This is a genomic window from Stenotrophomonas sp. OVS01A, assembly GCF_019969775.1.
GTDB classification, from domain to species: Bacteria; Pseudomonadota; Gammaproteobacteria; order Xanthomonadales; family Xanthomonadaceae; genus Stenotrophomonas; species Stenotrophomonas indicatrix.
Genome location: NZ_JAHXYV010000003.1, coordinates 204,459 through 228,454, shown reverse-complemented (window position 1 = coordinate 228,454; position 23,996 = coordinate 204,459). Strand labels below are relative to the sequence as shown.

Annotated in this window: 22 protein-coding genes; 9 read left to right on the top strand and 13 right to left on the bottom strand. The window is 66.8% G+C overall.

Features of this window, described 5'->3' with window-relative positions; genetic code table 11:
• Positions 1-262: 262 nt before the first annotated feature.
• From LC407_RS13895 to cyoA, 5 genes are all read right to left on the bottom strand, one after another.
• Positions 263-949, bottom strand: a complete 687-nt coding sequence (locus tag LC407_RS13895; RefSeq protein ID WP_051501687.1) for an SCO family protein — start codon at positions 947-949, stop codon at positions 263-265.
• A gap of 114 nt (positions 950-1,063) precedes the next feature.
• Positions 1,064-1,396 carry a cytochrome o ubiquinol oxidase subunit IV gene (gene cyoD, locus LC407_RS13890; protein WP_025877422.1) on the bottom strand — a complete coding sequence of 111 codons (333 nt, stop codon included), beginning with the start codon at positions 1,394-1,396 and terminating at the stop codon, positions 1,064-1,066.
• A 1-nt stretch (position 1,397) separates the two neighbouring features.
• Positions 1,398-2,033, bottom strand: a complete 636-nt coding sequence (cyoC, locus tag LC407_RS13885) for a cytochrome o ubiquinol oxidase subunit III (RefSeq protein WP_223483029.1) — start codon at positions 2,031-2,033, stop codon at positions 1,398-1,400.
• Positions 2,030-4,006 (bottom strand): cytochrome o ubiquinol oxidase subunit I, encoded by a 1,977-nt coding sequence (gene cyoB, locus LC407_RS13880; RefSeq protein WP_025877427.1) that lies wholly within the window; start codon positions 4,004-4,006, stop codon positions 2,030-2,032. The genes cyoC and cyoB overlap by 4 nt, the downstream gene beginning before the upstream one ends.
• A gap of 5 nt (positions 4,007-4,011) precedes the next feature.
• Positions 4,012-4,917: a ubiquinol oxidase subunit II gene (gene cyoA / locus LC407_RS13875; protein ID WP_025877429.1), complete on the bottom strand. Its 906-nt coding sequence runs from the start codon at positions 4,915-4,917 to the stop codon at positions 4,012-4,014.
• A 183-nt stretch (positions 4,918-5,100) separates the two neighbouring features.
• On the opposite strand from cyoA, the gene LC407_RS13870 reads away from it, so the two are divergent.
• The 4 genes from LC407_RS13870 to LC407_RS13855 all read left to right on the top strand — a co-directional run bounded on the left by LC407_RS13870 (position 5,101) and on the right by LC407_RS13855 (position 8,983).
• Positions 5,101-6,516 carry a PLP-dependent aminotransferase family protein gene (locus LC407_RS13870; RefSeq protein ID WP_025877430.1) on the top strand — a complete coding sequence of 472 codons (1,416 nt, stop codon included), beginning with the start codon at positions 5,101-5,103 and terminating at the stop codon, positions 6,514-6,516.
• Positions 6,517-6,587: 71 nt separating this feature from the next.
• Positions 6,588-6,848: a hypothetical protein gene (locus LC407_RS13865; RefSeq protein WP_032976966.1), complete on the top strand. Its 261-nt coding sequence runs from the start codon at positions 6,588-6,590 to the stop codon at positions 6,846-6,848.
• Positions 6,848-7,444, top strand: a complete 597-nt coding sequence (locus LC407_RS13860; RefSeq protein ID WP_223483028.1) for a DUF6436 domain-containing protein — start codon at positions 6,848-6,850, stop codon at positions 7,442-7,444. Before LC407_RS13865 ends, LC407_RS13860 begins: the two co-directional genes overlap by 1 nt.
• 9 nt (positions 7,445-7,453) lie before the next feature.
• On the top strand, positions 7,454-8,983 hold the full coding sequence (locus LC407_RS13855) for a PLP-dependent aminotransferase family protein (protein WP_223483027.1): 1,530 nt from the start codon (positions 7,454-7,456) through the stop codon (positions 8,981-8,983).
• 185 nt (positions 8,984-9,168) lie between these two features.
• On the opposite strand, the gene LC407_RS13850 is transcribed toward LC407_RS13855, so the two are convergent.
• The 3 genes from LC407_RS13850 to LC407_RS13840 all read right to left on the bottom strand — a co-directional run bounded on the left by LC407_RS13850 (position 9,169) and on the right by LC407_RS13840 (position 13,505).
• Positions 9,169-10,470, bottom strand: a complete 1,302-nt coding sequence (locus tag LC407_RS13850; protein ID WP_223483026.1) for an aminotransferase class V-fold PLP-dependent enzyme — start codon at positions 10,468-10,470, stop codon at positions 9,169-9,171.
• Positions 10,470-12,875 carry a TonB-dependent receptor gene (locus LC407_RS13845; protein WP_223483025.1) on the bottom strand — a complete coding sequence of 802 codons (2,406 nt, stop codon included), beginning with the start codon at positions 12,873-12,875 and terminating at the stop codon, positions 10,470-10,472. Before LC407_RS13845 ends, LC407_RS13850 begins: the two co-directional genes overlap by 1 nt.
• 144 nt (positions 12,876-13,019) lie before the next feature.
• Positions 13,020-13,505 (bottom strand): hypothetical protein, encoded by a 486-nt coding sequence (locus tag LC407_RS13840; protein WP_223483024.1) that lies wholly within the window; start codon positions 13,503-13,505, stop codon positions 13,020-13,022.
• An 82-nt stretch (positions 13,506-13,587) separates the two neighbouring features.
• On the opposite strand from LC407_RS13840, the gene LC407_RS13835 reads away from it, so the two are divergent.
• The 3 genes from LC407_RS13835 (at position 13,588) to LC407_RS13825 (ending at position 16,301) form a co-directional block, all read left to right on the top strand.
• Positions 13,588-14,415, top strand: a complete 828-nt coding sequence (locus LC407_RS13835) for an AraC family transcriptional regulator (protein ID WP_223483023.1) — start codon at positions 13,588-13,590, stop codon at positions 14,413-14,415.
• 16 nt (positions 14,416-14,431) lie between these two features.
• Positions 14,432-15,511: an alpha/beta fold hydrolase gene (locus LC407_RS13830; RefSeq protein ID WP_223483022.1), complete on the top strand. Its 1,080-nt coding sequence runs from the start codon at positions 14,432-14,434 to the stop codon at positions 15,509-15,511.
• Positions 15,512-15,629: 118 nt separating this feature from the next.
• Entirely contained in the window at positions 15,630-16,301 is a 672-nt protein-coding gene (locus LC407_RS13825; protein WP_223483021.1) for a VOC family protein, read from the top strand.
• A 1-nt stretch (position 16,302) separates the two neighbouring features.
• Here the strand turns inward: LC407_RS13825 and LC407_RS13820 are convergent, their stop codons facing one another.
• The 4 genes from LC407_RS13820 to LC407_RS13805 form a co-directional block, all read right to left on the bottom strand.
• A complete protein-coding gene (locus LC407_RS13820; protein ID WP_223483090.1) occupies positions 16,303-17,727 on the bottom strand; it encodes a TPM domain-containing protein in 1,425 nt (474 codons plus the stop codon).
• 177 nt (positions 17,728-17,904) lie between these two features.
• Positions 17,905-19,629, bottom strand: a complete 1,725-nt coding sequence (locus tag LC407_RS13815) for a peptidoglycan-binding protein (RefSeq protein ID WP_223483020.1) — start codon at positions 19,627-19,629, stop codon at positions 17,905-17,907.
• Positions 19,630-19,743: 114 nt separating this feature from the next.
• Positions 19,744-20,319 carry a hypothetical protein gene (locus LC407_RS13810; RefSeq protein WP_223483019.1) on the bottom strand — a complete coding sequence of 192 codons (576 nt, stop codon included), beginning with the start codon at positions 20,317-20,319 and terminating at the stop codon, positions 19,744-19,746.
• 53 nt (positions 20,320-20,372) lie between these two features.
• Positions 20,373-20,903: a hypothetical protein gene (locus tag LC407_RS13805; protein WP_223483018.1), complete on the bottom strand. Its 531-nt coding sequence runs from the start codon at positions 20,901-20,903 to the stop codon at positions 20,373-20,375.
• 210 nt (positions 20,904-21,113) lie between these two features.
• On the opposite strand from LC407_RS13805, the gene LC407_RS13800 reads away from it, so the two are divergent.
• Complete coding sequence (locus LC407_RS13800; RefSeq protein ID WP_223483017.1) at positions 21,114-21,740, top strand: YiiX/YebB-like N1pC/P60 family cysteine hydrolase; 627 nt, start codon at positions 21,114-21,116, stop codon at positions 21,738-21,740.
• A 54-nt stretch (positions 21,741-21,794) separates the two neighbouring features.
• On the opposite strand, the gene LC407_RS13795 is transcribed toward LC407_RS13800, so the two are convergent.
• Positions 21,795-21,956 (bottom strand): hypothetical protein, encoded by a 162-nt coding sequence (locus tag LC407_RS13795; protein ID WP_164745118.1) that lies wholly within the window; start codon positions 21,954-21,956, stop codon positions 21,795-21,797.
• 310 nt (positions 21,957-22,266) lie between these two features.
• Here LC407_RS13795 and LC407_RS13790 point away from each other — a divergent pair, with 310 nt between their 5' ends.
• Positions 22,267-23,931: an AMP-binding protein gene (locus tag LC407_RS13790; RefSeq protein ID WP_223483016.1), complete on the top strand. Its 1,665-nt coding sequence runs from the start codon at positions 22,267-22,269 to the stop codon at positions 23,929-23,931.
• Positions 23,932-23,996: the final 65 nt, after the last annotated feature.

Sequence of the window (23,996 nt, the reverse complement as noted above, 5' to 3'; positions counted from 1 at the left end):
GGCCGGTTGGCTCTCCTGGCCGGTCGGGGGATTGGCGAGCGGGAGGGCGTGCCGACCAACGGTCGGCACCCACCACAATCCAATGGCATCCACCACAATCCAATGGCACCCACCACATTCCAATGGCATCCACCAGATTCCCAACGGTCGGCATGCACCAGGTTCCCAATGTCGGCACCCGCCAGAATCAGGATGTCGGCACCCGCCAGATTCATTCATCGCGTGTCGACCAAGGTCGACACCTACCAGGGCGATGCGTCGTTCAGCGTGCGGCGACGCTCGCGCTGTGCGGCAGCTTGCACGCCGCCAACGCTTCACTGCCTGCGGCCGGATGTTCCGGCTCCAGCAGCAACCGCTGCACGTCCGAGAACAGCTGCTCCACCGGCATGCCGTAGGGCGCGAACAGGCGCAGGCGACCTTGGCGGTCGAACACGTAGCCGCCGGCGATGTGGCTCATCGTGTAGGTGTCCGGCAGCTGCCCGGGCTCTTTCTCGTAGAACGCCTTGAAGTCACTGGCCATCGCCGAGAGCTGAGCCTCGTCACCGACCAGTGCCATCGCCTTCGGGTCGAACGCGTGCACATAGGTGTGCGCGACTTCGGGGGTATCGCGCGCCGGATCGACGCTGACGAATACCACCTGCAGCTGGTCGGCATCCTTGCCCATCAGGTGCTTGACCTGGCTCAGTTCGACCATGGTGGTCGGGCACACGTCCGGGCAGCTGGTGAAGCCGAAGAACAGGTAGGTCACCTGCCCCTGCAGGTCCTTCGGGCCACGCAGGGTGCCGGCGCTGTCAGGCATGGTCCAGTGCTGGCCCAGTTCCTCGCAGGCGATGTCCTTGGAATAGAAATCCATGCGCGACTGCGCACTGCAGCCGGCCAGCAGGCCGAGTGCGAGGCCTGCGGCAAGCAGCGGCAGGCGCAGGGAACGAACAACGGAAGCAACACGCATCACGGGTACCACCAACACGAGGTGGGCGCGGTCTCGGTCAGGCCTGCCCTGGGGGAAGAGAGGGCTGAGGTGCCAGGGCGATCGCGCACTCCTTGCTGATCGCCCCGGCCACGGTCAGTTGATCATCATGTGGTAGTGCATGCTCCAGATGATCCAGATCGACAACGCGACCACGATGAACAGGATCACCAGGGTGAACACGAAGCTGGCGAGGTTCCAGCCACCTTCGGACTTGCGGTCCATGTGCAGGAAGTACACCAGCTGCACCAGGATCTGCGCGACCGCGAAGCCGACCAGCAGGAACAGGGTGACCGGGCGCGACAGCACCGGGTTCATCACCAGCGCGAACGGCACCACCGTCAGCAGCGCGCACAGCACGAAGCCGATCAGGTAGGACTTGGTGGAACCATGCGCATTGCCGGCGCGCGAGGTTTCGACGTGGGCCATGTCAGAAGGCTCCGATCAGGTAGACGAAGGTGAAGACGCAGATCCACACCAGGTCCAGGAAGTGCCAGAACAGGCTCAGGCAGGACACGCGGGTGATGTTGGTCGGGGTGAGGCCGCGGCGATACACCTGGTGCATCACCACCGCCATCCAGATTAGGCCGCTGGCCACGTGCAGGCCGTGGGTGGCAACCAGGGCGAAGAACGCCGACAGGTAGGCACTGGTGCTGGGACCGGCACCTTCATGGATGAGGTGCGAGAACTCGTACAGCTCCATGCCGATGAACGAGGCGCCGAGCACGAAGGTCACGCCCAGCCAGCGCAGCACCGCCGCCTTGTCCAGGCGGTGCATGGCCAGCACGGCCTGGCCATAGGTGATGCTGGACACCAGCAGGATGAAGGTCTCGGCCATCACGAACGGCAGCGAGAACAGTTCCTTGCCGGTCGGGCCGCCGGCGTAGGCGGTGCTGAGCACCGCGTACGAGGCGAACAGCGAGCCGAACAGCACCAGGTCGGACATGAGGTACACCCACATGCCGAACACCTTCATGCCGCCCTGTTCGTGGGCGTGATCGTGCCCGTGATGGTCGTCGTGGACCAGCACATCGCTGTCCAGTTGCGGACGGGTCAACAGGTTCATGCGCCTGCCTCCTGCAGCTTGGCGTGGTTGGCCGCTTCGGTACGCGCCACCTCTTCGGAGCTGACGTAGTAATCCACGTCCTCGTTGTAGGAGCGCGCGATCAGGGTGGCGATCATCGCGATGAAGCTGGCACCGGCCATCCACCAGATGTGCCACACCAGGGCGAAGCACAGCACCAGGATCCAGACGTTGAGGATCAGCGGCACACCGGTGTTCTTCGGCATGTGGATCGGTGCGTACTTCTTCGGCGGCGGCGGCAGGCCACGCTTCTTCGCTTCGTGGAAGGCGTCCAGCTCATCGGCCTTGGGCACCACGGCGAAGTTGTAGAACGGCGGCGGCGACGGCGTGGCCCATTCCAGCGTGCGTGCATTCCACGGGTCGCCGGTGAGGTCGAGGTTGCGCTTGCGGTCGCGCACGCTGACGTAGATCTGCACCAGCATCAGGATGATGCCCGCAAACACGAACAGCGCACCGATGAAGGCGGCGATCAGGTACGGCGTCCACGCCGGGTTGTCGTACTGGTTCATGCGCCGGGTCATGCCCATGAAGCCCAGCATGTACAGCGGCATGAAGGCCAGGTAGAAGCCGATCACCCAGCAGGCGAAGGACCACTTGCCCAGGCGCTCGTTGAGGGTGAAGCCGAACACCTTCGGGAACCAGTAGACGAAGCCGGCCAGGTAGCCGAACAGCGCACCGCCGATGATGGTGTTGTGGAAGTGCGCGACCAGGAACAGGCTGTTGTGCAGCAGGAAGTCCGCGCCCGGAATGGCCAGCAGCACGCCGGTCATGCCACCGATGGTGAAGGTGACCAGGAAGGCGATGGTCCACAGCATCGGCACGCTGAACTCCACGCGGCCGCCGTACATGGTGAACAACCAGGTGAAGATCTTCACGCCGGTGGGGATGGCGATGATCATCGTCATGATGCCGAAGAAGGCATTGACGCTGGCACCGGAGCCCATGGTGAAGAAGTGGTGCAGCCAGACGATGAAGGACAGGATGCCGATCGCGAGGGTGGCGCCGACCATCGACTTGTAGCCGAACAGCTTCTTGCGCGAGAACGTGGCGGTCACTTCAGAGAAGATGCCGAACGCCGGCAGCACCAGGATGTACACCTCCGGGTGGCCCCAGGCCCACACCAGGTTCACGTACATCATCGGGTTGCCACCCAACGTGTTGGTGTAGAAGTTGAAGTCCAGGTAGCGGTCCAGGGTGAGCGCACCCAGGGCTACGGTCAGGATCGGGAAGGCGGCGATGATGATCACGCTGGTGACCAGCACGGTCCAGGTGAACACCGGCATCTTCATCAGCGTCATGCCCGGCGCACGCATGCGCAGGATGGTGATGAACAGGTTGACGCCGGTCAGCAGGGTACCGATGCCGGAGGCCTGCAACGCCCAGATGTAGTAATCGACACCGACCCCGGGACTGAACTCGATGCCCGACAGCGGCGGATAGGCGACCCAGCCGGTCATCGCGAATTCGCCAACACCCAGCGAGATCATCATCAGCGCAGCGCCGACCACGAAGATCCAGAAGCTGAAGGCGTTGAGGAACGGGAACGCCATGTCGCGCGCGCCGATCTGCAGCGGCACGATGATGTTCATCAGGCCGACCACGAACGGGGTGGCCACGAAGAAGATCATGATCACGCCGTGCGCGGTGAAGATCTGGTCGTAGTGTTCCGGTGGCAGGAAGCCATCGCTGCCCGGCCCGGCCGCCGCCAGCTGTGCGCGCATCATCAGTGCATCGGCGAAGCCGCGCACCAGCATGACCAGCGCGACGACCACGTACATGATGCCGATCTTCTTGTGGTCCACCGTGGTGAACCAGTCGCGCCAGAGCACGCCCCACAGCTTGAAATAGCTCACCGCGCCGAGCAGCGCGAGGCCGCCCAGCACCATGGCCGCCAACGTGACCACGACGATCGGCTCGTGCAGCGGCACGGCCTCCCACGTCAATTTACCCAACATGTTCATTACTCCTGGGAAACCTGGGCACCGCCGGCAGCGCCCGCCGGGGTTGCAGCAGCGGTGTTCTCACCGACGCCGATGAACTGGTCGATGACCTTCTTGAACAGCAGCGGTTCGACGCTGGAGAAGTGCTGCACCGGCGCGTTCTTCGACGGTGCGGCCAGCGCCTTGAACTGCTCGAAGCTGAGCGCATCCGGCGCGCTGCGCACCTCGGCCACCCAGCGATCGAAGTCTTCGTTGCTGCTGGCGGTGGCGATGAACTTCATGTTCGAGAAGCCATGGCCGCTGTAGTTGCCGGACATGCCACGGAACTGGCCGGGCTCGTTGGCGATCAGGTGCAGCTGCGTGCGCATGCCGGCCATCGCGTAGATCTGTCCACCCAGCTGCGGGATGAAGAAGGTGTTCATCGTCGAGTTGGAGGTGATGTTGAACGCCAGCGCGCGGTTGGCCGGGAAGTTGAGCTGGTTGACGGTGGCGATGCCCAGGTCCGGGTACACGAACACCCACTTCCAGTCGGTGGCGATCACGTCCACGTGCAGCGGTTCGCCGGCCACGTCCAGCGGCTTGTACGGATCGAGCTCGTGGGTGGACTTCCACACGATCACCGCCAGCACCGCGATGATCAGCAACGGCACGCCCCAGACCACCACTTCCACCTTGGTGGAGTGCGACCAGTCCGGCGTGTACTTCGCCTTGGTATTGCCGGCGCGGAAGCGCCAGGCGAACACGAAGGTCAGCACGATGGCCGGCACGACGACGATCAGCATCAGGCCGATGCAGATCAGGATCAGGTCGCGCTGTGCGATCCCGACCATGCCCTTCGAATCCAGCAGCACCCAATCGCAGCCCGTCAGGGCGATGCAGGCCAGGGCGACCAGCGCCAGGCGGATGCGGTTCCAGCAGATATTCATTGGTGGTCAACCCTGTTGAAGATGCGCGCTTGACCGGCTCGCCTGCGCGCAGCGCCCGGGCGTGGAGCGGCTACACTGTGGGTACGAGGTCGCCTACAAAAAGGCGAGCCACTCCAATCAAGCCCATACAAGATACAGCATTGTATGGACTTGTGCATCTGCACGTATGGAAAAATCCGACCGATGACGCCTCCTGCTGCCGGCCGCCGCCTGAAACACCCCAACCGGACCTGGGTCCGCCCGTTCCGTGAGGGCGCAGGACCGCTGTACCTGCAGATCGCCCAGCAGGTGCGTGAGGCGGTGGACGATGGCGTGCTGCGGCCGGGCGATCGCCTGCCGCCGCAGCGCGACCTGGCCCAGCAGGTGGGGGTGGACCTGACCACGGTCACCCGCGCCTTCGCCGAACTGCGCCAGGCCGGCCTGCTGGACGCGCAGGGCGCGGGCGGCACCTTCATTGCGATGTCCGCCGGCAACCGCAGCACCTCGGTCGACCTGAGCATGAACATCCCGCCGCTGCTGGGCAGCGCGCCGTTCGCACAGGGCATGGAGGCCGGGTTCCAGCACCTGGGCCAGCAGCTGGGCCAGGGCGAGCTGATGAGCTACCACGTCGGTGCCGGCAGCCGCGACGACCGCGCTGCGGCCGTGCAATGGCTGGCGCCGGTGCTCGGCCCGGTGGGCGCCGAGCGGGTGGTGATCTGCCCCGGCGCGCAGACTGCGCTGTGCGCACTGATCCTGGCCCGCACCCAGCCGGGCGAACTGATCGCTGCCGAGCAACTGACCTATCCGGGCCTGCTGGCCGCTGCGCGCGTGCTGCAGCGGGGCGTGGTGCCGGTGGCGATGGACGCCGAGGGCATGCTGCCCGATGCCCTGGACGAAGCCTGCCAGCAGCGCCGGCCGCGCCTGCTGTACCTGGTGCCGACCATCCAGAACCCGACCACGGCGACGATGTCGGCGCAGCGCCGGCAGGCCCTGCTGGCGGTGGCAAGGCGGCACGAACTGACCGTGGTCGAGGACGATCCCTACTGGCTGCTGGCCGGCGATGCCGCCCCGCCGCTGGCCGCGCTGGCCGACGGTGGCTGCCCGGTCTACTACATCTCCACCCTGTCCAAGTGCCTGGCCCCCGGCCTGCGCACGGCCTACCTGGTGGTGCCGGGCGGCGAGCCGATGGAGCCGGTGCTGGACGCCCTGCGTGCGATCGCGCTGATGCCCACCCAGTCGATGGTGGCCGTGGCCTCGCACTGGATCCGCACCGGCCAGGCGCAGGCGATGGTGCAGCGCTTCCAGCAGGAACTGCGCGAGCGCCAGGCCATTGCTGCCCGCTACCTGCCCGCCCGCCGCCAGGCCCACCCGGCCGGCCTGCATGTGTGGCTGCCGTTGCCGCCGCGGCTGGACCAGTACCGGCTGATCCAGGCGGCACAGGAACAGGGCCTGGGCATTGCCAGCTCCGACGCCTTCAGCGTGGAGGAACCGCCACCGGGCAACGCCATCCGCCTGTCGCTGGGCGGTGCGGTGGACCAGGAGGCACTGGCCGGCGCGCTGGCCAAGCTGAACGAGATCCTGTCCGAGGCGCCCGACGCGCGGCATTCGGCGATCGTCTGAGCCATCCCGTGGGCCATGCCCATACAAGATGATATCTTGTATGCAATGTATGGACGGAGGATGTGCCGCAGATGGCCGCCGACAAACTGAAGTTCCACCTGGTGATGGCCGGCTGCGGCGGGTTCGTCGTGCTGATGCTGGCCGCCCTGGCCTGGGTCTGCCTGCAACCGCAGACCGTGGATGTGCAGGCCGCCGAGCGCCACGCCATTGAACAGTGCCTGCACCGCAGCGAGGACGCGGCGCGCAGCGAGATCCAGCGCCGCGCCCAGGCCGACTCCTGCCGCGAGATGCGCAAGCAGTACGTGCACAAGTTCGGCGCGGACGGCTCCTGATGGGCACAGCCGCGCCGCAGCGTTCGATGCTGCCGGTGATGATCGCCCTCGCCTGCCTGTTCATGGCCGGCGTGGCGGCGGCACTGTGGCAGTACTTCGGCTATGGCGAGCAGGCCACGTTCGCCGAACAGGCCATCGTCTTCGATGACTCGCAGCTGCGGTTGCCGGCGGAACTGGCCGGCGACACCGGCCGCATCCGCGTGGTGCATTTCTGGGACCCGGCCTGCAGCGTCTGCAACCGCGAAACCGGTGCGCACCTGAGCTACCTGATCAGCATGTATCGCCGCGCCGGCATCGACTTCTATGCCATCCGCCGCCCCGGCACCCAGGGTGAACTGCCCGAGCCGCTGCGCAGCAAGGTGATCCCCCTGCCGACCATCGACGGCATCGGGAACATTCCGGCCAGCCCGGCGGTGGCGATCTGGGACCGCCAGGGCCACCTGGCCTATGCCGGCCCTTACAGCATCGGCATGGTCTGCAATTCGGCCAACAGCTTCGTCGAACCGTTGCTGGACAAACTGGTGCGCGGGGAAACCGTGCGCCCGAAAGGACTGCTTGCCGTGGGCTGCTACTGCCCCTGGCAGGCCCAGCGCTGAGGACGCGCGATGACATCACCGACGCTGGCCGGCGCAGCCGCCACACACAACAACGGCGGTCACCTGTCCGAACCGACCGATGGTTATGGACAGGCTCCCGCCGTTGGAAGCAACGATACGCCCCGACATCCTCCGTACATGCCGCGACCCGATGTCGCAGGGCCTGGCGTTGCAGGGCTGGGCTGGGTGCAGGACGTGCACGTGCACAGCGGCCCGATCTACCTGCGCATCGTCAACACGCTGGAACGCACCATCAATCGCGGTGGCCTTGCGCCCGGGCAACGGCTGCCCTCGCAGCGCGCGTTGGCGCAGCAGCTCGGCGTGGATCTGACCACGGTGACCCGCGCCTTCGATGAAGCACGCAAGCGTGGACTGATCGAAGCACGCGGGCCACAGGGCAGCTTCATCGCGCCGCCCAAGGCGGGCTTTGACCAGGCCGTCGATCTCAGCATGAACGTGCCACCGGTACCCGACGCCGATGCACTGGCGGAAATGCTGCGTCGAGGCGCCGCGGCGGTGCTTGCGCGCAGCAATGCGCCGAACCTGATGACCTATCACCTGGGCGGTGGCAACCCGACCGACCGCCACGCGGCGGCGCGCTGGCTGCAGCCGATGCTGGGCACGGTGGACGACGCACGCCTGCTGCTGACCGAAGGCGCGCAGGTGGCGCTGGCGGCGATCCTGCTCAGCCAGGGGCGCGAGGGCGATGCGATCCTCTGCGACCGGTTGGTGTATCCGGGTCTGCTGCAGGCCGCCGCCGCACTGGGACGGCGGCTGGTCACGGTGGAGGGCGACGAACACGGCATGTGCCCGGAGGCGCTGGCCCGCCGGGCGCGGGAATGTGGCGCGCGACTGGTCTACCTCAACCCCACCTGCCAGAACCCAACGGCACTGACCGTGCCCACCACGCGGCGCGAAGCGCTGGCGCGGGTGCTGGAGCGCGAAGGCCTGCTGGCGATCGAGGACGATCCGTACTGGCACCTGGCCGTCACCGCGCCCATTCCGCTGGCGACGCTGGCACCGCGACACGTGTTCCATGTGGCCACGCTGTCTAAGGTGATCAGCCCCGGCCTGCGTACCGCGTTCGTGCAATGCCCAAGTGCCGCCCACGCTGAGGCGATGGCCACCGCACTGCGTGCCACGCGGTTGATGGGTCACCCGCTGGTATCCGCGCTGGCCAGCCAGCTGCTGCTGGATGGCTCTGCACAGGCGCTGCTGGCGCAGGTGCGCGATGAAGCGCGCGAGCGCACGCGGATGGCGCGGTATCTGCTGGCGCCCTCGTTGCTGGAGCGCGCCGATGGGCTGCATGCGTGGTGCCGGGTGCCAGCGCCGTGGACCGACGCCACGCTGGTGCGTACGGCGCAGCTGCAGGGCCTGGCGATCGCGCCTTCATCGGCGTTCTGTCCGCCGGGCGCGCCGTTCGCGAGCGGGGTGCGGCTGTCGTTGGGATTGGCTGCGGACCGGCGGCAACTGGAAAACGCGCTGCGGCGGATCGATCGGTTGTTGTTGTCCGATGCGTTGCCGGCGATTGACCGGTAGTGGAAGGGCATCCACGCATGGCGTGGATCTACTGGGCCTGTTCCGGTAGTTCCGGTAGATGCCAACCTTGGTTGGCAATGCCCGTTCACGCCATGCGTGGATGGGTGTTGCGCCTGGTAGTGCCGGCCGCTGGCCGGCAACGGCATGCACACTACGGTCATGAGGTTGCCGGCCAGCGGCCGGCACTACCCCAGCGCGGCCAACGCCTGCACCAGCGCATCCATCTGCGCGGGGCGGGTGAACACCGATGGTGTCACCCGCACGCAGGCGCCGGAGTCCAGGCCATCGCGATGGGTGGTGAATATCCGATGTTCATCCAGCAGCCGTTTCTGCAGCGCCAGGTTGTCTTCCACCGAGTCATGGCCACGCAGGCGGAAGCTGGCCAATGCACTGGCCAACGCCGGATCCGGCGACGACAGCACCTCGATATGCGCCATCTGCCGCGCCGCCACCGTCCAGCGCTCACGCAGGTAGCGCAGCCGCGCCTGCTTGTTCGCTGCGCCGATGCGCTGATGCAGCGCGATGGCCTCCGGCAGCGCCAGAAAGGCGGCGAAGTTGACCGTGCCGGTGTGCACGCGACTGCCCACGCGGCCGTCGTCGGTCTCGCCCATGTACGGATCCAGGTCGGCCACGCGTCCTTTGCGCACGTACATCGCGCCCACGCCCACCGGTGCGCCGATCCACTTGTGCAGGTTGATGCCAACGAAATCGGCCTTCAGGTCCGGCACCGCGTAGTCGATCTGGCCAAAGCCATGTGCGGCATCGACAATCACGTCGATGCCGCGCGCACGCGCACGCTCGGCGAGCTCGGCCACCGGCAGCACCAGCCCATGGCGGTGGCTGACCTGGGTCAGCAGCACCAGTTTCAGGCGCGGCAGGCGCGCGAATGCCTCATCGTAGGCCTGCAGGATCTGCTCATGGGTGGGCACCACCGGCAGTGCGATGCGCTCGACCTGCACGCCACGACGCTGCTGCAACCAGCGCATCGCGTTGATCATGCTGTCGTAGTCGATGTCGGCGTACAGCACCTGGTCGCCCGCGGCCAACCGGTTGTAGCCGCCGATCAGCGCGAGCATCGCTTCGGTGGCGCCACGGGTCAGCGCGATCTCGTCGGCGCCGACGCCAAGCATGTCGGCCACCTGACGATGCACGGCCAGGTACTGCGCCGGGAACGCGTGGCGACCGTACCAGGCATTGCCCCGGTTCACTTCGGCGGTATGCCGCTGGTAGCTGGCCAGGGTCTGCTTGCCCATCGCGCCCCAGTAGCCGTTCTCCAGGTGGTTCACTTCATCGGTGATGTCGAAGTGGCTGGCGACGGCGGACCAGTACGACTCGTCACGGGCCAGCACATCCGGCGTCGTGGAAGGTGCAGGAATGTCCATCGGCACAGCGTAGCGCGCGGCCGTCGGAGCAGCCAGCGCGGCAAGCGCCGCACTGGCCGGCAGCAGCGCGCCGGCACGCAGCAGGGAACGGCGGCGGCTGTCCATCAGAAGGTCAGCCGGTACTGCGCGTACACGTTGGCACCATCGGTGTCGTACGGCGCGTTGCGCGAATAGATCAGGCCACGGCTGGCCTGGAACGTGGCTTCGTCCGGGTAGCGGTCGAACACGTTGTCGGCGCCCACGCGCAGGCTGTGGTGTTCGTTGATGCGATAGCCCACGGCCAGGTCGAGGAAGGTCATCGCACCGAACTGCTGGTAGATGTCGCCGGTGGCATTGCCGGTGGAGTCGGTCCACTTGCCGTAATAGCGCACGCGTGCCATCAACGACCACGCGCCGACGTCCCAGCTGCCGGTGAAGCTGCCCTTGTGCTCGGGCAGGCGGTCTTCGAACAGCACGCGCTGGGTCTCGTTGGTGGCCACCGAGGTGCTGCCGTTGTCGACGCGGGTCTGGTTGTAGTTGTAAGCCAGGGTCAGCGTCATCCGCCCTGCGCCGAGGTCGCGCAGGTAGTTGCCGACCACATCCACGCCGGTGGTGGTGGTGTCGAAATCGTTGGTGAAGTAGTTCACCGAGGTATAGCCCAGCGGGTTCGGCGTGCCGGCCGGAATGGCGAAGCTGGCCGACTGGCTGAAGCGGTCGCTGAGCGTGATCCGGTAGACATCGACCGACCCGGACAGGCCCAGGTCGGTGCGCCAGGTCAGGCCCAGCGAGGCCGTACGCGATTCTTCCGGGGTGAGCGGCTTGGCACCCAGCAGCTGCGCCAACGGATCGCTGGGCGACAGGCGGCCGCTGGTGAAGATCTGCAGCGTGCGCGTGTCCAGGCCCTGGGTGGTGCTGGTGGTGTTGAGCTGGGCCGGCGTGGGCGCGCGGAAGCCGGTGGAGAGCGTGCCGCGCAGCGCCACGTCCGGGGTGATCGCAAAACGTGCCGACAGCTTGCCATCCACCGTGCTGCCGAAGCTGGAGAAGTCTTCATAGCGACCGGCCGCGCCGATGCTCCAGCGCTCGCCCAGCGGCACTTCCATGTCCACGTAGGCGGCCTTGCTGCGCTGGCTCCACTGCCCGGCCTGGCTGGCCGAGAAGCCCGGCGCGCCATTGGAATTGGCTTCCAGGCCCGCCGCAGCGCCACGGCCCACCGCATACGAGGCCGGGTCGCCGGCGCGCACCTGGTAGGTCTCCTGGCGGAATTCGGCGCCGAAGGCGACGTTGACCGGCTTCGACAGCGCAGCCACGTCCCATTCGTAGTTGAAGTCCGCATTGGCGTTCTTCTCGGTCTGGGTCAGCCGGCCGAGGTCGAAGGAGGTCGGGCTGTCCGGGCCCAGCGAGGCGTTGATGGAGTTGTCCAGGCTGTAGTCGATGGCATTGCGGCCATACGAGGCGCTCAGGTCCCAGCGCAGCTTGGGCGTGATCTCACCCCGCACGCCCGCGACCAGCTGCAGGTCGTTCTGGGTGTTGCCGTACTGCGGGCTGAAGCCCACCGGATACAGCGAGCGCAGGTTCCAGCCCGGGAAGATGCTGGTCGTACGGTACGCGCCGGTGGTGGTATCGGGGTTGCGCCAGTTGAAATCGCTGACGCCGTCGCTGTGGCTGTACAGGCCGAAGGCATACAACTCCAGCGTGTCGCTGGCATTGGCCTTCAGGTTGAAGCCCACGCGGCGGCTTTCCAGCTCCGGCTGGCCCCAGCGCTGCACCGGGTTGGGCACGTCCAGTTCGGGATGCGCGGCCTGGAAGGCGATGGCGTCGGGACGCTGGCGCGTGCGTGAGGTCGCATCGGAGTTGGACGATTCGGCGAACAGGGCGAGGCTGCCGTAGTCACCCAGCGCCCAGCCGGTGCGCGCACTGAAGTCGCGCGAGCCGCCATCGCCCTGCGCGTACTGCGAATAGCCCGCAGTGATCTCGGTGCCCGGGCTGTCCTCCAGGATGATGTTGATGACACCGGCGATGGCATCCGAGCCGTACTGCGCCGACGCCCCATCGCGCAGCACTTCGATGCGCTTGATGGCGCTGGTCGGAATCTGGGCCAGGTCGGCAGCCTGTGCTCCGCGGTTGCCAAGCAACGCACTGCGATGGAAGCGGCGGCCGTTGACCAGCACCAGCGTCTGGTCCGGCGACAGGCCACGCAGCGTGGCCGGGCGCACGAACACCTGGCCATCGGCCATCGGCAGGCGCTGCACCACGAACGAAGGCACCAGCTGTGCCAGCACGTCCTTCAGGTCGGTGGAGTCGACCGACTGGATGTCCTGCTTGGTGAACACGTCCACCGGCGCCAGGGTTTCAAACTGGGTGCGGTTGGAGGCACGGGTACCGGTGACCAGCATCGCATCGAGCTGGGTGGGCGCAGCGGCGTTGCCACTGCTGCTGGTGCCTGCCTTTCCGGCATCTGCAGCGATCGCGCCTCCTGCGCTGACCAGACCAAGGGCGAGGAGGATGGAACGCGACAGCTTCGAACGATGCACGGCAGGACTCCGGGAAGGCACGACAGGGCCAGGTGGGACCTGGACAAGGCGCGCAGTCTCGGGGCGGGATGTGAAGCAGCGATGACGTGGAGACGACAGTTGCGACCGCTGGAGGTGCAGCCGCCACCCATGCCGGGCTCTGCGCTATGCAGTGTCGTCGTCGAAGCCGAAGACGGCGGGCCGCGCCGTGCGCAGCGGGATGAACAGCGCGATCGCGAAAACGAACAGGAAAGGCGCGGAGAGGATGGCAGTGTCCTCGGTTCCGAAGGCAATCAGGTTCACCTGCAGTTGGCCGATCCACTCAAGGTCCATGAGCACCAGCACAAGGCCACCGATGGTCGGGCACGGCAGGCCGCCATGGCCTGCCATCAACAACGTGGGCGCCAGCAGTGCTGCCAGCAATGAGAACATCACCCGGTACAGCCAGGGGTCCCCGCGCCAGCGCGGTGCCCGCCGCCACATGAGCACCAGCAGCGCCAGTGGCAGCAGCGCCGGCAGCAGGGCAATCGCAATGATCATCACCATGCGGCGATCCGCGCGGTCTGGCTGATAGCGGTGACTTCCGGCATGTCCCTGGCCTCGATCGTGTCCATGAAGACCGCATTGTTGCCGGTGCAACGGCAAACGCAAAGCCCTGCCGGCGCAAGAACTGCTAAGCGCCCCACCCCGTCGATCCGGTACGCTGCCCGGCATTCGAACGAGGGAAAGCGCGATGAGCGCAGCCGGCAAAGCGTTGTGGTACATCGAAAGCCATGCCGACAAGCCGCTGGCGCTGGCCGACATCGCGGCAGCCGCCGGACTGTCGCCCTTCCACCTGTCACGCCTGTTCCAGGCCCGCACCGGCACTTCGGTGGTGCGTTACCTGCGCGGACGCCGCCTGACCGCCGCCGCGCAACAACTGGCCAACGGTGCCGGCGACATCCTGCAGGTGGCGTTGGCAGCCGGTTACAGCACGCATGCCGCGTTCACCCGTGCCTTCTGCGATCAGTTCGGGCAGACCCCGGAGCGCGTGCGCGAGCGGGGCCTGCAGGAACTGGCACTGGTGCACGCGATCCGCCTCGACGACGCGCCACAGGCCTGCACCGAGGCGCCCAGGCTGATCGACTGCACGCCCTTCCAGGTGGCCGGCATCGGCATGCGCCACAGTCGCGACAGCGGCGGTGCGATTCCCGGGCAGTGGGCACAGCTCAACCGCGAATGGCCAACACCGGCGCCGGTCAGTTTCGGTGTGTGCTGCAACAGCGACGACGAGGGTGGCTTCGACTACATCGCAGCCTTGCCGGTGAATGCACTGCCATCGGTGCCTGCACACTGGCAGCGGGTGGATGTGCCTGCGCGCCGTTACCTGGTGTCCTGGCATGGCAGCCATATCTCCACCATCCGCTCGACCTGGTTCTGGCTGCTGGACCAGTACCTGCCGGCCAGCAACCTCCACCTGGCCAACGCGCCGGATCTTGAACGCTACGACACCCGCTTCGACGAGCATACCGGCCATGGCGGCGTGGAGATCTGGCTGCCGGTCGATCACAGCCCTGACTGACCCGGAGAAACCAATGATGCGCGCAACACGATGGATGCTGCCCCTGCTGTTGGCTGCTCTGGCGCCGGTGGCGATGGCGGCCACTCCCACCATTGCCGGTGAACGTCATGGCGTGACAACGCTGAACAGCTTGGCGATCCGCGACGGTGCTCAGCGCGAGGTGCTGCGCTTCACCGTGTGGTACCCGGCAATGCCAGGCAGCGAAGAAACGCCGCTGACCATCGGGCCACCGGATGCGCCGCTGTTCGAGGTGGGGCGCGCGGCGAAGGATGCCCCCATTGCCGGCGGGCGCCTGCCAACCCTGTTGCTGTCGCATGGCAATGGCGGCACCGCGCGCATGATGGGGTGGCTGGGCACCGCGCTGGCGCGGGCTGGCTACCTGGTGATCGCCGTGGACCACCCCGGCAACAACGGCGCCGATGAGATGACGCTGGCCGGTAGCGTGCTGACCTGGCTGCGCGCCGACGACCTGAAGGCGGCGCTGGCGGCCGTGCAGGCCGACCCGCAGCTGGGGCCACATGTTGATGCGTCGCGGCTGGGCGTGGTGGGTTATTCCGCCGGTGGCTTCACCGCACTGCTCAGCGCCGGCGCACGGCCGGACATGACGCGGCTGCTGGCGTTCTGCCAGGCGCACCCGGACGACGGCGTGTGCAGGCCGCAGCAGGAAGCGGCCGCGCATACGATGGCGGCGCGTCTTGCTGCGGCGGCGTCACCACAACTGCAACCGTACGTGCAGCATGCACAGGATGATCGTTCGATTGCCGGCGTGCGCGCGGTGTTCGTGCTGGCGCCCGCCATCGTGCAGGCGTTTGCACCGGAGCAGCTGAAGGCGTTGCGACAGCCGGTGATGATCGTGCTGGGTTCAGCGGATGAAGTGGCGCCGCCGGTGACCAACGGTGATGTGGCGGCGGCGCTGATTCCGAAAGCAACGCTGCACGCGCTGCCCGGTGTCGGCCACTACGATTTCCTGTCTGCCTGCACGCCACTGGCAGATGAGCGGCTGCAGGCGCTGTGCATGACTGCGGTACCGAAGGTGCAGACGCATGCGGTGGCGGTGGAAGACGCGGTGCGCTTCTTCGGGGAAGCCTTGCGCTGAAGACAGTCGAGCACGGCTCGATGCCAGGGCTGGCAACAACGATTCGTTGCACAGGTGATGACGCGGCGCAAAGGTGCGCGGGACTACACTGCCCCCAGCGCTCCACGGAGGATCGATCATGCGCCTGTTGCATCTTTCTCTGCCGGTATCCGATGTTGCCAGCGTCGCCGCGTACTTCCGCGACGTGCTGCAGCTGGAGGTGGCCGGCGACCAGGTCCGCATTAGCTGGAGCACGATCCAGCTGCAACCGGCGAATGGCCGTCCGGTAGGCGGCGTGCACCTGGCCTTCAATGTGCCGGACAACCGCTTCGCCGACGCCATGAGCTGGCTGCGTGCACGCACGCCGTTGCAATGCAATCCGGAAGGGCTGGACTACTTCGCACTGGAAAGCAGCTGGCAGTCGCAGTCGGTGTATTTCACCGGACCCGATGGCCTGATCCTGGAACTGATCGGCCGCAGGCGCTTGCCGGCCAGCGACCGCACTGGCGCCTTCCATGGCAGCGAACTGACCTGCCTGAGTGAGGTCGGCCTGCCCAGCCATGATGTCGATGCGGTGCGTGAACAATCCAACCAGCGCTTCGGCCTGCGGCCGATCAGCCCGCCGTCGCCCCAGTTCGCGCCGATGGGCGATGACGAGGGCCTGCTGATCGTGGTCGCTGCCGATCGCCGTTGGTTCCCCGAGCAGAAGGACCTGCCCAACGCGCAGGGCCTGCAGCTGCAGGTGGCCGATGTGAGCGGCAGCGGCGAGCTGCACGATGCGGCGCTGGGCTGGCGGGTGCAGGCGGCCTGAGTTACCAGCTGCCCGAGGCGCCACCGCCTCCGCTGCGGCCGCCACCACCGGACCAGTCGCTGGAACTGCTCGAGGAGGAACTGGACGACGAGGTGCTGGACGAGGAGCGGTAGCCTCTGGACGCCCCCCGGCCGCCGCGGGCTTTTTCGCCGGGCAGCAGAGTGAACACCCAGATGAAGTACAGGAACAGCGTGCCCATGCTGGACACGATCGTCGCCAGCACGCGGGCGTTCTCGTCGCCGGCACGGTCGATGGCCAGCAGCGCGCCCAGCGCATAGCCACCGCTCAGCAGCACCAGCACCACCAAGCGGATGGCGAAGCTGTTGCGGTTCTTCCGCCAACGCGCGCGACCGGCCTGCACCAGGAAGAACACCAGCATGGCGGCGATGCCGACTGCCAGGTTCAGCAGCGTGTGCAGCGCAAGGCTGGGCGGCAACTGGCCGCGCACCAGCATCACCGCGAAGAAGCCGGTGCTGACGGCCAGCATGCCGTACAGCACGATGCGTACGCCGCCGCTGCGACGCCAGCACCAGCCCAGCAGGGTTGCCACCGGTACGGCGGGCAGCAGCACGAAGACCAACGCCGGCAGCACATGGCGCGGCAGCAGCAGCGACGCAGAAAGCCCTCCCGCGGCGATCACCGCCGTCACCAGCAGCGGCCTGCCCCAGGCAGGCAATGTCGGCCACGTTGACCTGGGCACCGCCGCATTGGCTGCCAGTGCCTTGCGCCGCCGCTCGCGGCGGTTACCGGTGAAATCGGCTTCGGTCCTGGTCGCCAGCAGACGCGGTGGCGATCGCCACAGACCGGCCAGGAAGCCCGCCAACAACGTCAGCGCGACGACCGAATCCCCCGTGCGCCAGTCCGCGGGCAACACGTTGCGTGCCGACGGATCTTCCCAGGGCGGCATTTGCTCGCCGTCGACCAGCGCCACCAGCACCGCGGTGCCGTCCAGCACGCCCTGGTCCAGGTCTCCCTCGCGCAGCCGCGGCACGATCGCCTTGTCGATGATGCGCGCGGCATACGCATCAGGAATGGTGCCTTCCAGGCCATAACCGGTCTGGATGCGTACGCGCCGATCCTGCACCGCCACCAGCAGCAGTACGCCGTCATCGACACCAGCGCGGCCCAGCTGCCATTGGTCGAACACTCGCTGCGCATAGGCTTCGATGCCTTCCTCGCCAACGCTGGGCACCACCAGCACCTGCAGCTGCGCGCCCTTGCGTGCCTGCAGCTGCAACGCCTGCTCGCGCAGCGCGGCGCGGGTGCTGGCGGACAGCGCATTGGCGGTGTCCACCACCGGGTCATTCAACGCTGGGACCGGGGCTGCCGCCAGCGCCAGCAGCGGCAGCGGCAGCGGCAGCAGGCAGAGCAGCAGTGCAAGCCATGCCCACGGCCTGGCAACGCGCGCCTGCGGCACCGGGCTCATGGGGCTGCCGCGCTCTGCACGTGCAGAGCACGACGTGGGGCCGACCCGTTGCTCGGCAATGACGGTGGTACACATGCTTCGGAACGGCATCCGTGTATTTCCTCACCCCGGAAAGGGAAAGCCGGCCGGGTCGCCCCGGCCGGCCTCCTTTGCCACACACCTCTTGTCAGGCGGCGGTCAACGGCCCATGGCCACTCGCTGCTGCTCGTCCTGTACGTGCTGCTGCGAGGGCTCATGCTTGGCCAGCAGTGCAGCACTGGTCTCCTGCACGCTTGGCGCCGTCTGGGTCATGTCCACCGCAGTGCGGAAGCCGGGAACGGTGCCCATCACGAATGCCTTGCCATCCTGCAAGGTCACGCCCTGCAGCTTCTCCGGCGAATCGATGCCGGCGGCCTTGGCCTGGGCAGTCACATGGGCGGCCATCTCGTTGCAGATCATGCCCGGCATGTGGCCGCGGATCGCGTTGTGCAGCGGCGTATCCGGATGCGCCTTGTCGCCCAGTTGCGGCCCTTTCGGCGCCGCCTCGGCATGGCTGCGGCCTTCGGCCAGCTTGCCCAGCGTGGCCGGACCGGCCACGCCGTCGGCGGAGAGCCCATGCTGCTTCTGGTAGGCAGTCAGCGCATCGCGGGTATTGGCACCAAAGTTGCCATCCTCGCTCAGCCGGTTGCCGTGGCTGTCGCGCACGCCCAAGCGGTTGAGCTCCTTCTGCATGGCAGTCACTTCCTCGCCCTTGGCGCCCTGGCGCAGTACACCGCCGTGGTCGCCATCGTGCGCATGGCCACCCTTGCCGGTTTCCTTCAGCTTGCCCTGGTCCCAGAAATCCTGCGGGCTGACCAGCTTGCCGTGCGGATCCTTCAACTGGTAATGCACGTGCTGGGCATACTGCCCTGCACCACCGGGGCCACGCCCACCCATGGTGCCGATCGGTTCGCCGGCCTTGATCGGCTGGCCCTCCTTCACCTGGGTCGACTGCAGGTGCAGGATCTCGTGCGAGTTGCCCTGCGCATCTCTGATCTTCACCGTGCCGTAGTCGCCACCGACGAAGGTCACCGTGCCGGAAATCGGCGCATTGACGGTCGGATGCTGCAGGTTGCGGCCGTGCTGGCCACCGACGTAGTTGAAGTCGGTGCCGCCGTGCGGCTTGTGCGCACGGTGTTCGCCGAACTCACCGGTAACGTGCGGCTTGACCCCGTTCTGCGGGGGCAGCATCACCTGCATGGTCTGCTCGAAGTTGCGGGTCTGGCCTTCAGCATGTGCCGCTGCCGGCTTGGCCTGCGCCTGTGCAGCGGCGCCCACGGCGGCTGCGGTCTGGCCACCATGGGACTGGCCGTGGGTCTGCGCCAGGCGCTGCTCCACGAACTGCTCGTACCTGTCCACGTATGGCATCACCTTCTTTTCGGAAAGGTTGAGGCCGCCGTAATCGCGGGTCGGGCCATCGTGATGGTACTTGTAGATGTATTCCTCGCCCTGGCCGCGCTTGTGTGCCAGGTTGCGGTTGTCAATGTAGTGGTCAACCAATGCATCGGACTGGGCGCCGACGTCGAAGCGGTTACGGTTGTTGAGGTGGTAGTGATTGCCGGTCTTGTCGATGAACTGGCCCAGGCCCGAGGCCGAGGTGGTGCCTGCGGCAGCATCGGGGTTGAATCCCGATTCCACGCGGGCGATGGCCAGTACGTGTGCGGTTTCGCGCGGGGTCAGTCCCTTCTCGCGCGCCGACTCGATGAGCGTGTCGATCACCCGTGACTGCACCTCCGGGCTCGCATCGCCCCACCGGCGGGAGTTCCCGTGCAGGCGCCCGTCGCTCTGGTCGATCGGCTCGCGGTAGTGGCTCCACGATTTGATGCGGTCACTGCTGTAGGCCGCCCCGCGGGGCTGGACCATGTCCTGGTAGATGTCTGCCATGTCTGTGCTATCCATTCTATGAAAAAGGGAATTTCCTTAAGGGGTACTGCTCCTGGTACTTCCGGTGTTGCGGTACTGCGCTCGCAGCGCACATGCGACGTCCTGCCGCTGCGCTCAGTCTTCGATGTAGTTCACCTCCGGGTGCTTGATGCCGAGCGTGTCGATCAGCTTCTCGTACTCGTCGTTGTTGGGCTCCTGCTCATCGCCTTCCGTGCCACGCAGCGGCGGCGTGCTGTGGGTCAGCTGGCGGCCACTGGCGTCGTACAGGTAGTACCACTCGCAGAAGCTGCAGCCGAACGGCAGTTCACCGTACTGCACAACGAAATACGGCGTGCCGCTCCGGTCCTGCACGCAGGCCAGGCCGACGGCGGTGTAGCCGTCCATTTCCTTGGGTACGGCAATGGCCTGGCGTGTGCCGTCCTTTTCGATTTCCAGCGTGGTCAGCCGGGAAGCGTCCGTGTCTTGGGTGGGCAGGGCCGCCAGGTGCAGGCGGGTGCCTTGGCAATCGATATGCATGCCGGTCTCATCGCGCGTAGGGGAGGTGGGAAGGGATGCGGCCGCGGCGGCAGGTGCGGCCGGCGTCGTTGCCGGGTTCGAAGAAGCAGGGGTAGCCGCCGGCGCGGATGCCTCCGGGCCGCTGCAGGCAGCGAGCATCAGGGCCAGCACGGGGGCAACGGGAAACAGGCGCATGCGATGCTCCTTGGGGTGAACCACGCGACCCCCGCAGGCGGTCGCGCGGAGGATCAGATCGATTCGTCCTCACGCTTGACCAGCTGCCAGCACGGCTTCTGGGCAAAGGTGTAGGTCTGCTGGTCGCTGGTATCGGGAGTGCGCATCTGCACCTGCACCTGTCCGTCGGGCAGGCGGGTGACCTGCATCTGGCGACCCTGCCGCTGCAGCGTGGCCGGATCCGGCATCACCGGCCATTCGACCTTGGCCAGTGGCACTTTCTCCTCCACCTTGCGCGGCTCCGGCTCGGCTTCGGCGTCGATGTGGCTGTCCAGCAGCGGATCGGCCGTGGACGTTTCCTGCAACGCGATCTCGTTGCCGAAGTGCTTGAGGAACTCGTCGAAGGACGGATGGGGGCAGTTGCCAGTGCCAGCGGCCTCTGCCGCGGTCGTGGCGCCCGGTGCGACGGGCGTCGTGGCCGCAGCCGTGCTGGTCGGAGCGGGTGCGGCGGCATCAGCGGGGGCAGCCTGCGGGGCGGGCTTGCAGCCCGACAGCGCAAGCCCCAACGCAAGGGCAAGCAGGGCAACGGGGCGAAGCTGGTTCACGGGATCCTCCTGATTCCGGGCGGTCGCGCGCGGTTCCGGCGCGGTAGGGAGGCAAGGATAGCCATGCCTTTGTCAATTCAGTTTCAACACACGCTGTCAGGAATATCCCGACACTCAGAAATGAGATGGGTATCACATTACTATTGAAGCCATCGTCGTCGCGGCTGCCGCTAGACTACCCCGCCCCCCCCCCGCTTTGACCCTGGCCCGATGCGCGTATTCCTGCTTGTCTTCTCCCTGCTGGTACCTGCGCTGTGGCCCTGCTCGGTGGCCGCGTTGGAGGTCCAGGAAGGCGACCTGCTGTTCGTCACCGCCGGCCATGGCGGCCTGAGTGCGGCCATCGACGATGCGACCGGAAAACAGGGCGCGCCGAGTTTCGACCATGTCGCGCTGGTGGCTTCCGCACCGCAGGGCTGGGAGGTGCTGCACGCCGATGAGAAGGGCTCGCGCCGGCAGACGCTGGAACAGTTCCGCGAGGACGCGAAAGGCAAGCAGCGGCAGATCGTGGTCTATCGCCTGCGTGCGCCGCCGGACAATGCCATCGCCGATGCCGTGGCCACCGCGCGCACGATGCTGGGCAAACCGTACAACACTGCCTACGTGTTGAACGACGACAGTTACTACTGCTCGGATTTCATCGAGCGCGCGTTCCGTGCGCACCATGTGTTCGCACTGCAGCCGATGAACTTCCGCAACCCGCAGACCGGTGAAATCTCCCGGCACTGGGTTGATCTGTATCGCGGCATGGGCATGGAGGTGCCGCAGGGCCTGCCCGGTACCAACCCCAACGACATGGCTGCAGCACCGGTGCTGCAGCGGATCGGCGTGCTGGAATAAGCGAAGCCCCGCGCGGGGCGGGGCTTCGTCGGTGATGGATGGCGGCTGCCAGGATCACTCTTCCTCGTCCTGCCCGCCCTGCTGCTGGTTCTGGTTGCGCTTCTGCTGTTCCTGCTGCTGTTGCTGCTGCTGGTCGCGGCCGCGCCCCTGCTGCTGATCCTGCTGGTTCTGCTGGCCCTGCTGCTTCTGGTTCGGGTTCTGGTTCTGCTGTGCCATGTCCGATCTCCAAATGCCACGCGCGGAATGCGGTGGACGGGGCCATCGTCGGCAGCGATGGGTTAACCATGCGTTGTGAGCGGGCTACACCCATGTGTACGTGCGTGAATGAACCGGCGCCAGCCCTTGCGGCACAAGCGACTGAAGGATTCATGCGGGTTTGGCATGTCGTCATGCTGCAGCCGGAAACGAACGCATTCAGCGTGCCTGCCCGCCGCGGCGCGCGCAGCGGCGGCCTACGCCCATGGTCCCATTTGCAGCATGCAGGGCCGCCGCCTATCGTCGGAATGACGTCACCCCGGAGATGCGCATGGCCCGCGACACTGCAGCACGCCCCACCTACGAACAGGCACTGGCCGATTTCAGCATCGAGCGCGGACAGCGACAGTTGCACGGTGACCTGCAGACCGGCATCAACGCCTGCGTGGAGTGCTGCGACCGACACTGCGGCCGCAATGCGCTGGCGCTGCGCTGGGTGGACGCCCACGGTGCCCTGCATCGGTACACCTTCGAGGACCTGCGCGATGCCTCTGCGCGTGTTGCCCAGGTGCTGGCCGCGCAGGGCATCGGCAAGGGCGATGTGGTGGCCGGCCTGCTGCCGCGTACACCGGCCCTGCTGGCGACCATCCTCGGCACCTGGCGGGTGGGTGCGATCTACCAGCCGCTGTTCACTGCGTTCGGCCCCAAGGCCATCGAAACACGGTTGAAAACCGGGCGCACCGCATTGGTGGTGACCGACAGCGCAAACCGCAGCAAGCTGGACGAGGTCGATGGCTGCCCGCCGGTCGCCACCCTCCTGGCACCGGAGCAGACACTACGTGCCGGCGACATCGACTGGACCGCACGCACCGCCGATGCCACACCTGATTTCGCGCCGGTGATGCTGCGCGGAGAAGAGCTGATGGCACTGCTGTCCACCTCCGGCACCACCGGCAGCCCCAAGGGCGTGCCGGTGCCGCTGCGCGCATTGCTGGCCTTTGCCAGTTACATGCAGTTGGCCGTGGACCTGCGCCCAGAGGACGTGTTCTGGAACATCGCCGATCCCGGCTGGGCCTATGGGCTGTATTACGCCGTGATCGGCCCGCTGCTGCTGGGCCAGGCCACCACCTTCAGCGAAGCCGGTTTCAGCGTGCAGGGGCTGAACGACATCGTCGCGCGGCTGGGTGTCACCAATCTTGCCGGCTCGCCCACAGCGTACCGGCAGATCATCGCCGCCGGGCCCGAGGCCAGTGCGGCCATCAACGGCAAGCTGCGGGTGGTGAGCAGCGCCGGCGAACCGCTGAACCCGGAGATCGCCCGTTGGTTCGCCGCCCATCTGGGCACCACGGTGCTCGACCACTACGGCCAGACCGAGACCGGCATGGTGGTCAACAACCACCACGCACTGGACCACGCCGTGCGGCCGGGATCATCGGGCTTTGCGATGCCCGGTTACCGCGTGGCGGTACTGGATGATGCCGGCAACGAACTGCCGCCGCGCACGCCCGGCATCCTCGCCGTGGACCTTCAGCAGTCGCCGATCATGTGGTTCACCGGCTACTACGGTGCCGACACACCGGCGCTGGGCGATCGCTACTACCTCACCGGTGATTCGGTGGAATGCGAGGACGACGGCTCGATCAGTTTCATCGGCCGCTCGGACGACCTGATCACCTCGTCGGGCTATCGCATCGGTCCATTCGATGTGGAGAGCGTGCTGATGGAACACCCTGCGGTGGCGGAAACGGCGGTGATCGGCGTACCCGATCCAGAGCGCACCGAAATCGTCAAAGCGTTCGTGATCCTGCGCGCTGGATTCAGCGGCAGCGACACGCTGGCGCAGGAACTGCAGCAGCATGTGCGACGCCGGCTGTCCGCCCATGCGTACCCGCGCCAGGTGGCGTTCGTCGCGGAACTACCGAAAACGCCCAGCGGCAAGCTGCAGCGCTTCCTGCTGCGCAAGGCCGAGATCGAAAAACTGGCGCCGGCTGGCTGAGGGTCTCCGGGGTCAGAGCCCTTCCTTCGAAAGGGATCTGACCCCGGGGTCGGATCCTCTCCAGC

What these genes read in the sequence shown, in the direction of transcription:
- LC407_RS13825 (WP_223483021.1), top strand. Translation starts at nt 15,630, where the DNA reads ATGCGCCTGTTGCATCTTTCTCTGCCGGTATCCGATGTTGCCAGCGTC.
- cyoD (WP_025877422.1), bottom strand. Translation starts at nt 1,396, where the DNA reads ATGGCCCACGTCGAAACCTCGCGCGCCGGCAATGCGCATGGTTCCACC.
- LC407_RS13795 (WP_164745118.1), bottom strand. Translation starts at nt 21,956, where the DNA reads ATGGCACAGCAGAACCAGAACCCGAACCAGAAGCAGCAGGGCCAGCAG.
- LC407_RS13810 (WP_223483019.1), bottom strand. Translation starts at nt 20,319, where the DNA reads ATGCGCCTGTTTCCCGTTGCCCCCGTGCTGGCCCTGATGCTCGCTGCC.
- LC407_RS13830 (WP_223483022.1), top strand. Translation starts at nt 14,432, where the DNA reads ATGCGCGCAACACGATGGATGCTGCCCCTGCTGTTGGCTGCTCTGGCG.
- LC407_RS13835 (WP_223483023.1), top strand. Translation starts at nt 13,588, where the DNA reads ATGAGCGCAGCCGGCAAAGCGTTGTGGTACATCGAAAGCCATGCCGAC.
- LC407_RS13850 (WP_223483026.1), bottom strand. Translation starts at nt 10,470, where the DNA reads ATGGACAGCCGCCGCCGTTCCCTGCTGCGTGCCGGCGCGCTGCTGCCG.
- LC407_RS13790 (WP_223483016.1), top strand. Translation starts at nt 22,267, where the DNA reads ATGGCCCGCGACACTGCAGCACGCCCCACCTACGAACAGGCACTGGCC.
- LC407_RS13860 (WP_223483028.1), top strand. Translation starts at nt 6,848, where the DNA reads ATGGGCACAGCCGCGCCGCAGCGTTCGATGCTGCCGGTGATGATCGCC.
- cyoA (WP_025877429.1), bottom strand. Translation starts at nt 4,917, where the DNA reads ATGAATATCTGCTGGAACCGCATCCGCCTGGCGCTGGTCGCCCTGGCC.
- LC407_RS13855 (WP_223483027.1), top strand. Translation starts at nt 7,454, where the DNA reads ATGACATCACCGACGCTGGCCGGCGCAGCCGCCACACACAACAACGGC.
- LC407_RS13815 (WP_223483020.1), bottom strand. Translation starts at nt 19,629, where the DNA reads ATGGCAGACATCTACCAGGACATGGTCCAGCCCCGCGGGGCGGCCTAC.
- LC407_RS13870 (WP_025877430.1), top strand. Translation starts at nt 5,101, where the DNA reads ATGACGCCTCCTGCTGCCGGCCGCCGCCTGAAACACCCCAACCGGACC.
- cyoB (WP_025877427.1), bottom strand. Translation starts at nt 4,006, where the DNA reads ATGTTGGGTAAATTGACGTGGGAGGCCGTGCCGCTGCACGAGCCGATC.
- LC407_RS13820 (WP_223483090.1), bottom strand. Translation starts at nt 17,727, where the DNA reads ATGAGCCCGGTGCCGCAGGCGCGCGTTGCCAGGCCGTGGGCATGGCTT.
- cyoC (WP_223483029.1), bottom strand. Translation starts at nt 2,033, where the DNA reads ATGAACCTGTTGACCCGTCCGCAACTGGACAGCGATGTGCTGGTCCAC.
- LC407_RS13895 (WP_051501687.1), bottom strand. Translation starts at nt 949, where the DNA reads ATGCGTGTTGCTTCCGTTGTTCGTTCCCTGCGCCTGCCGCTGCTTGCC.
- LC407_RS13865 (WP_032976966.1), top strand. Translation starts at nt 6,588, where the DNA reads ATGGCCGCCGACAAACTGAAGTTCCACCTGGTGATGGCCGGCTGCGGC.
- LC407_RS13800 (WP_223483017.1), top strand. Translation starts at nt 21,114, where the DNA reads ATGCGCGTATTCCTGCTTGTCTTCTCCCTGCTGGTACCTGCGCTGTGG.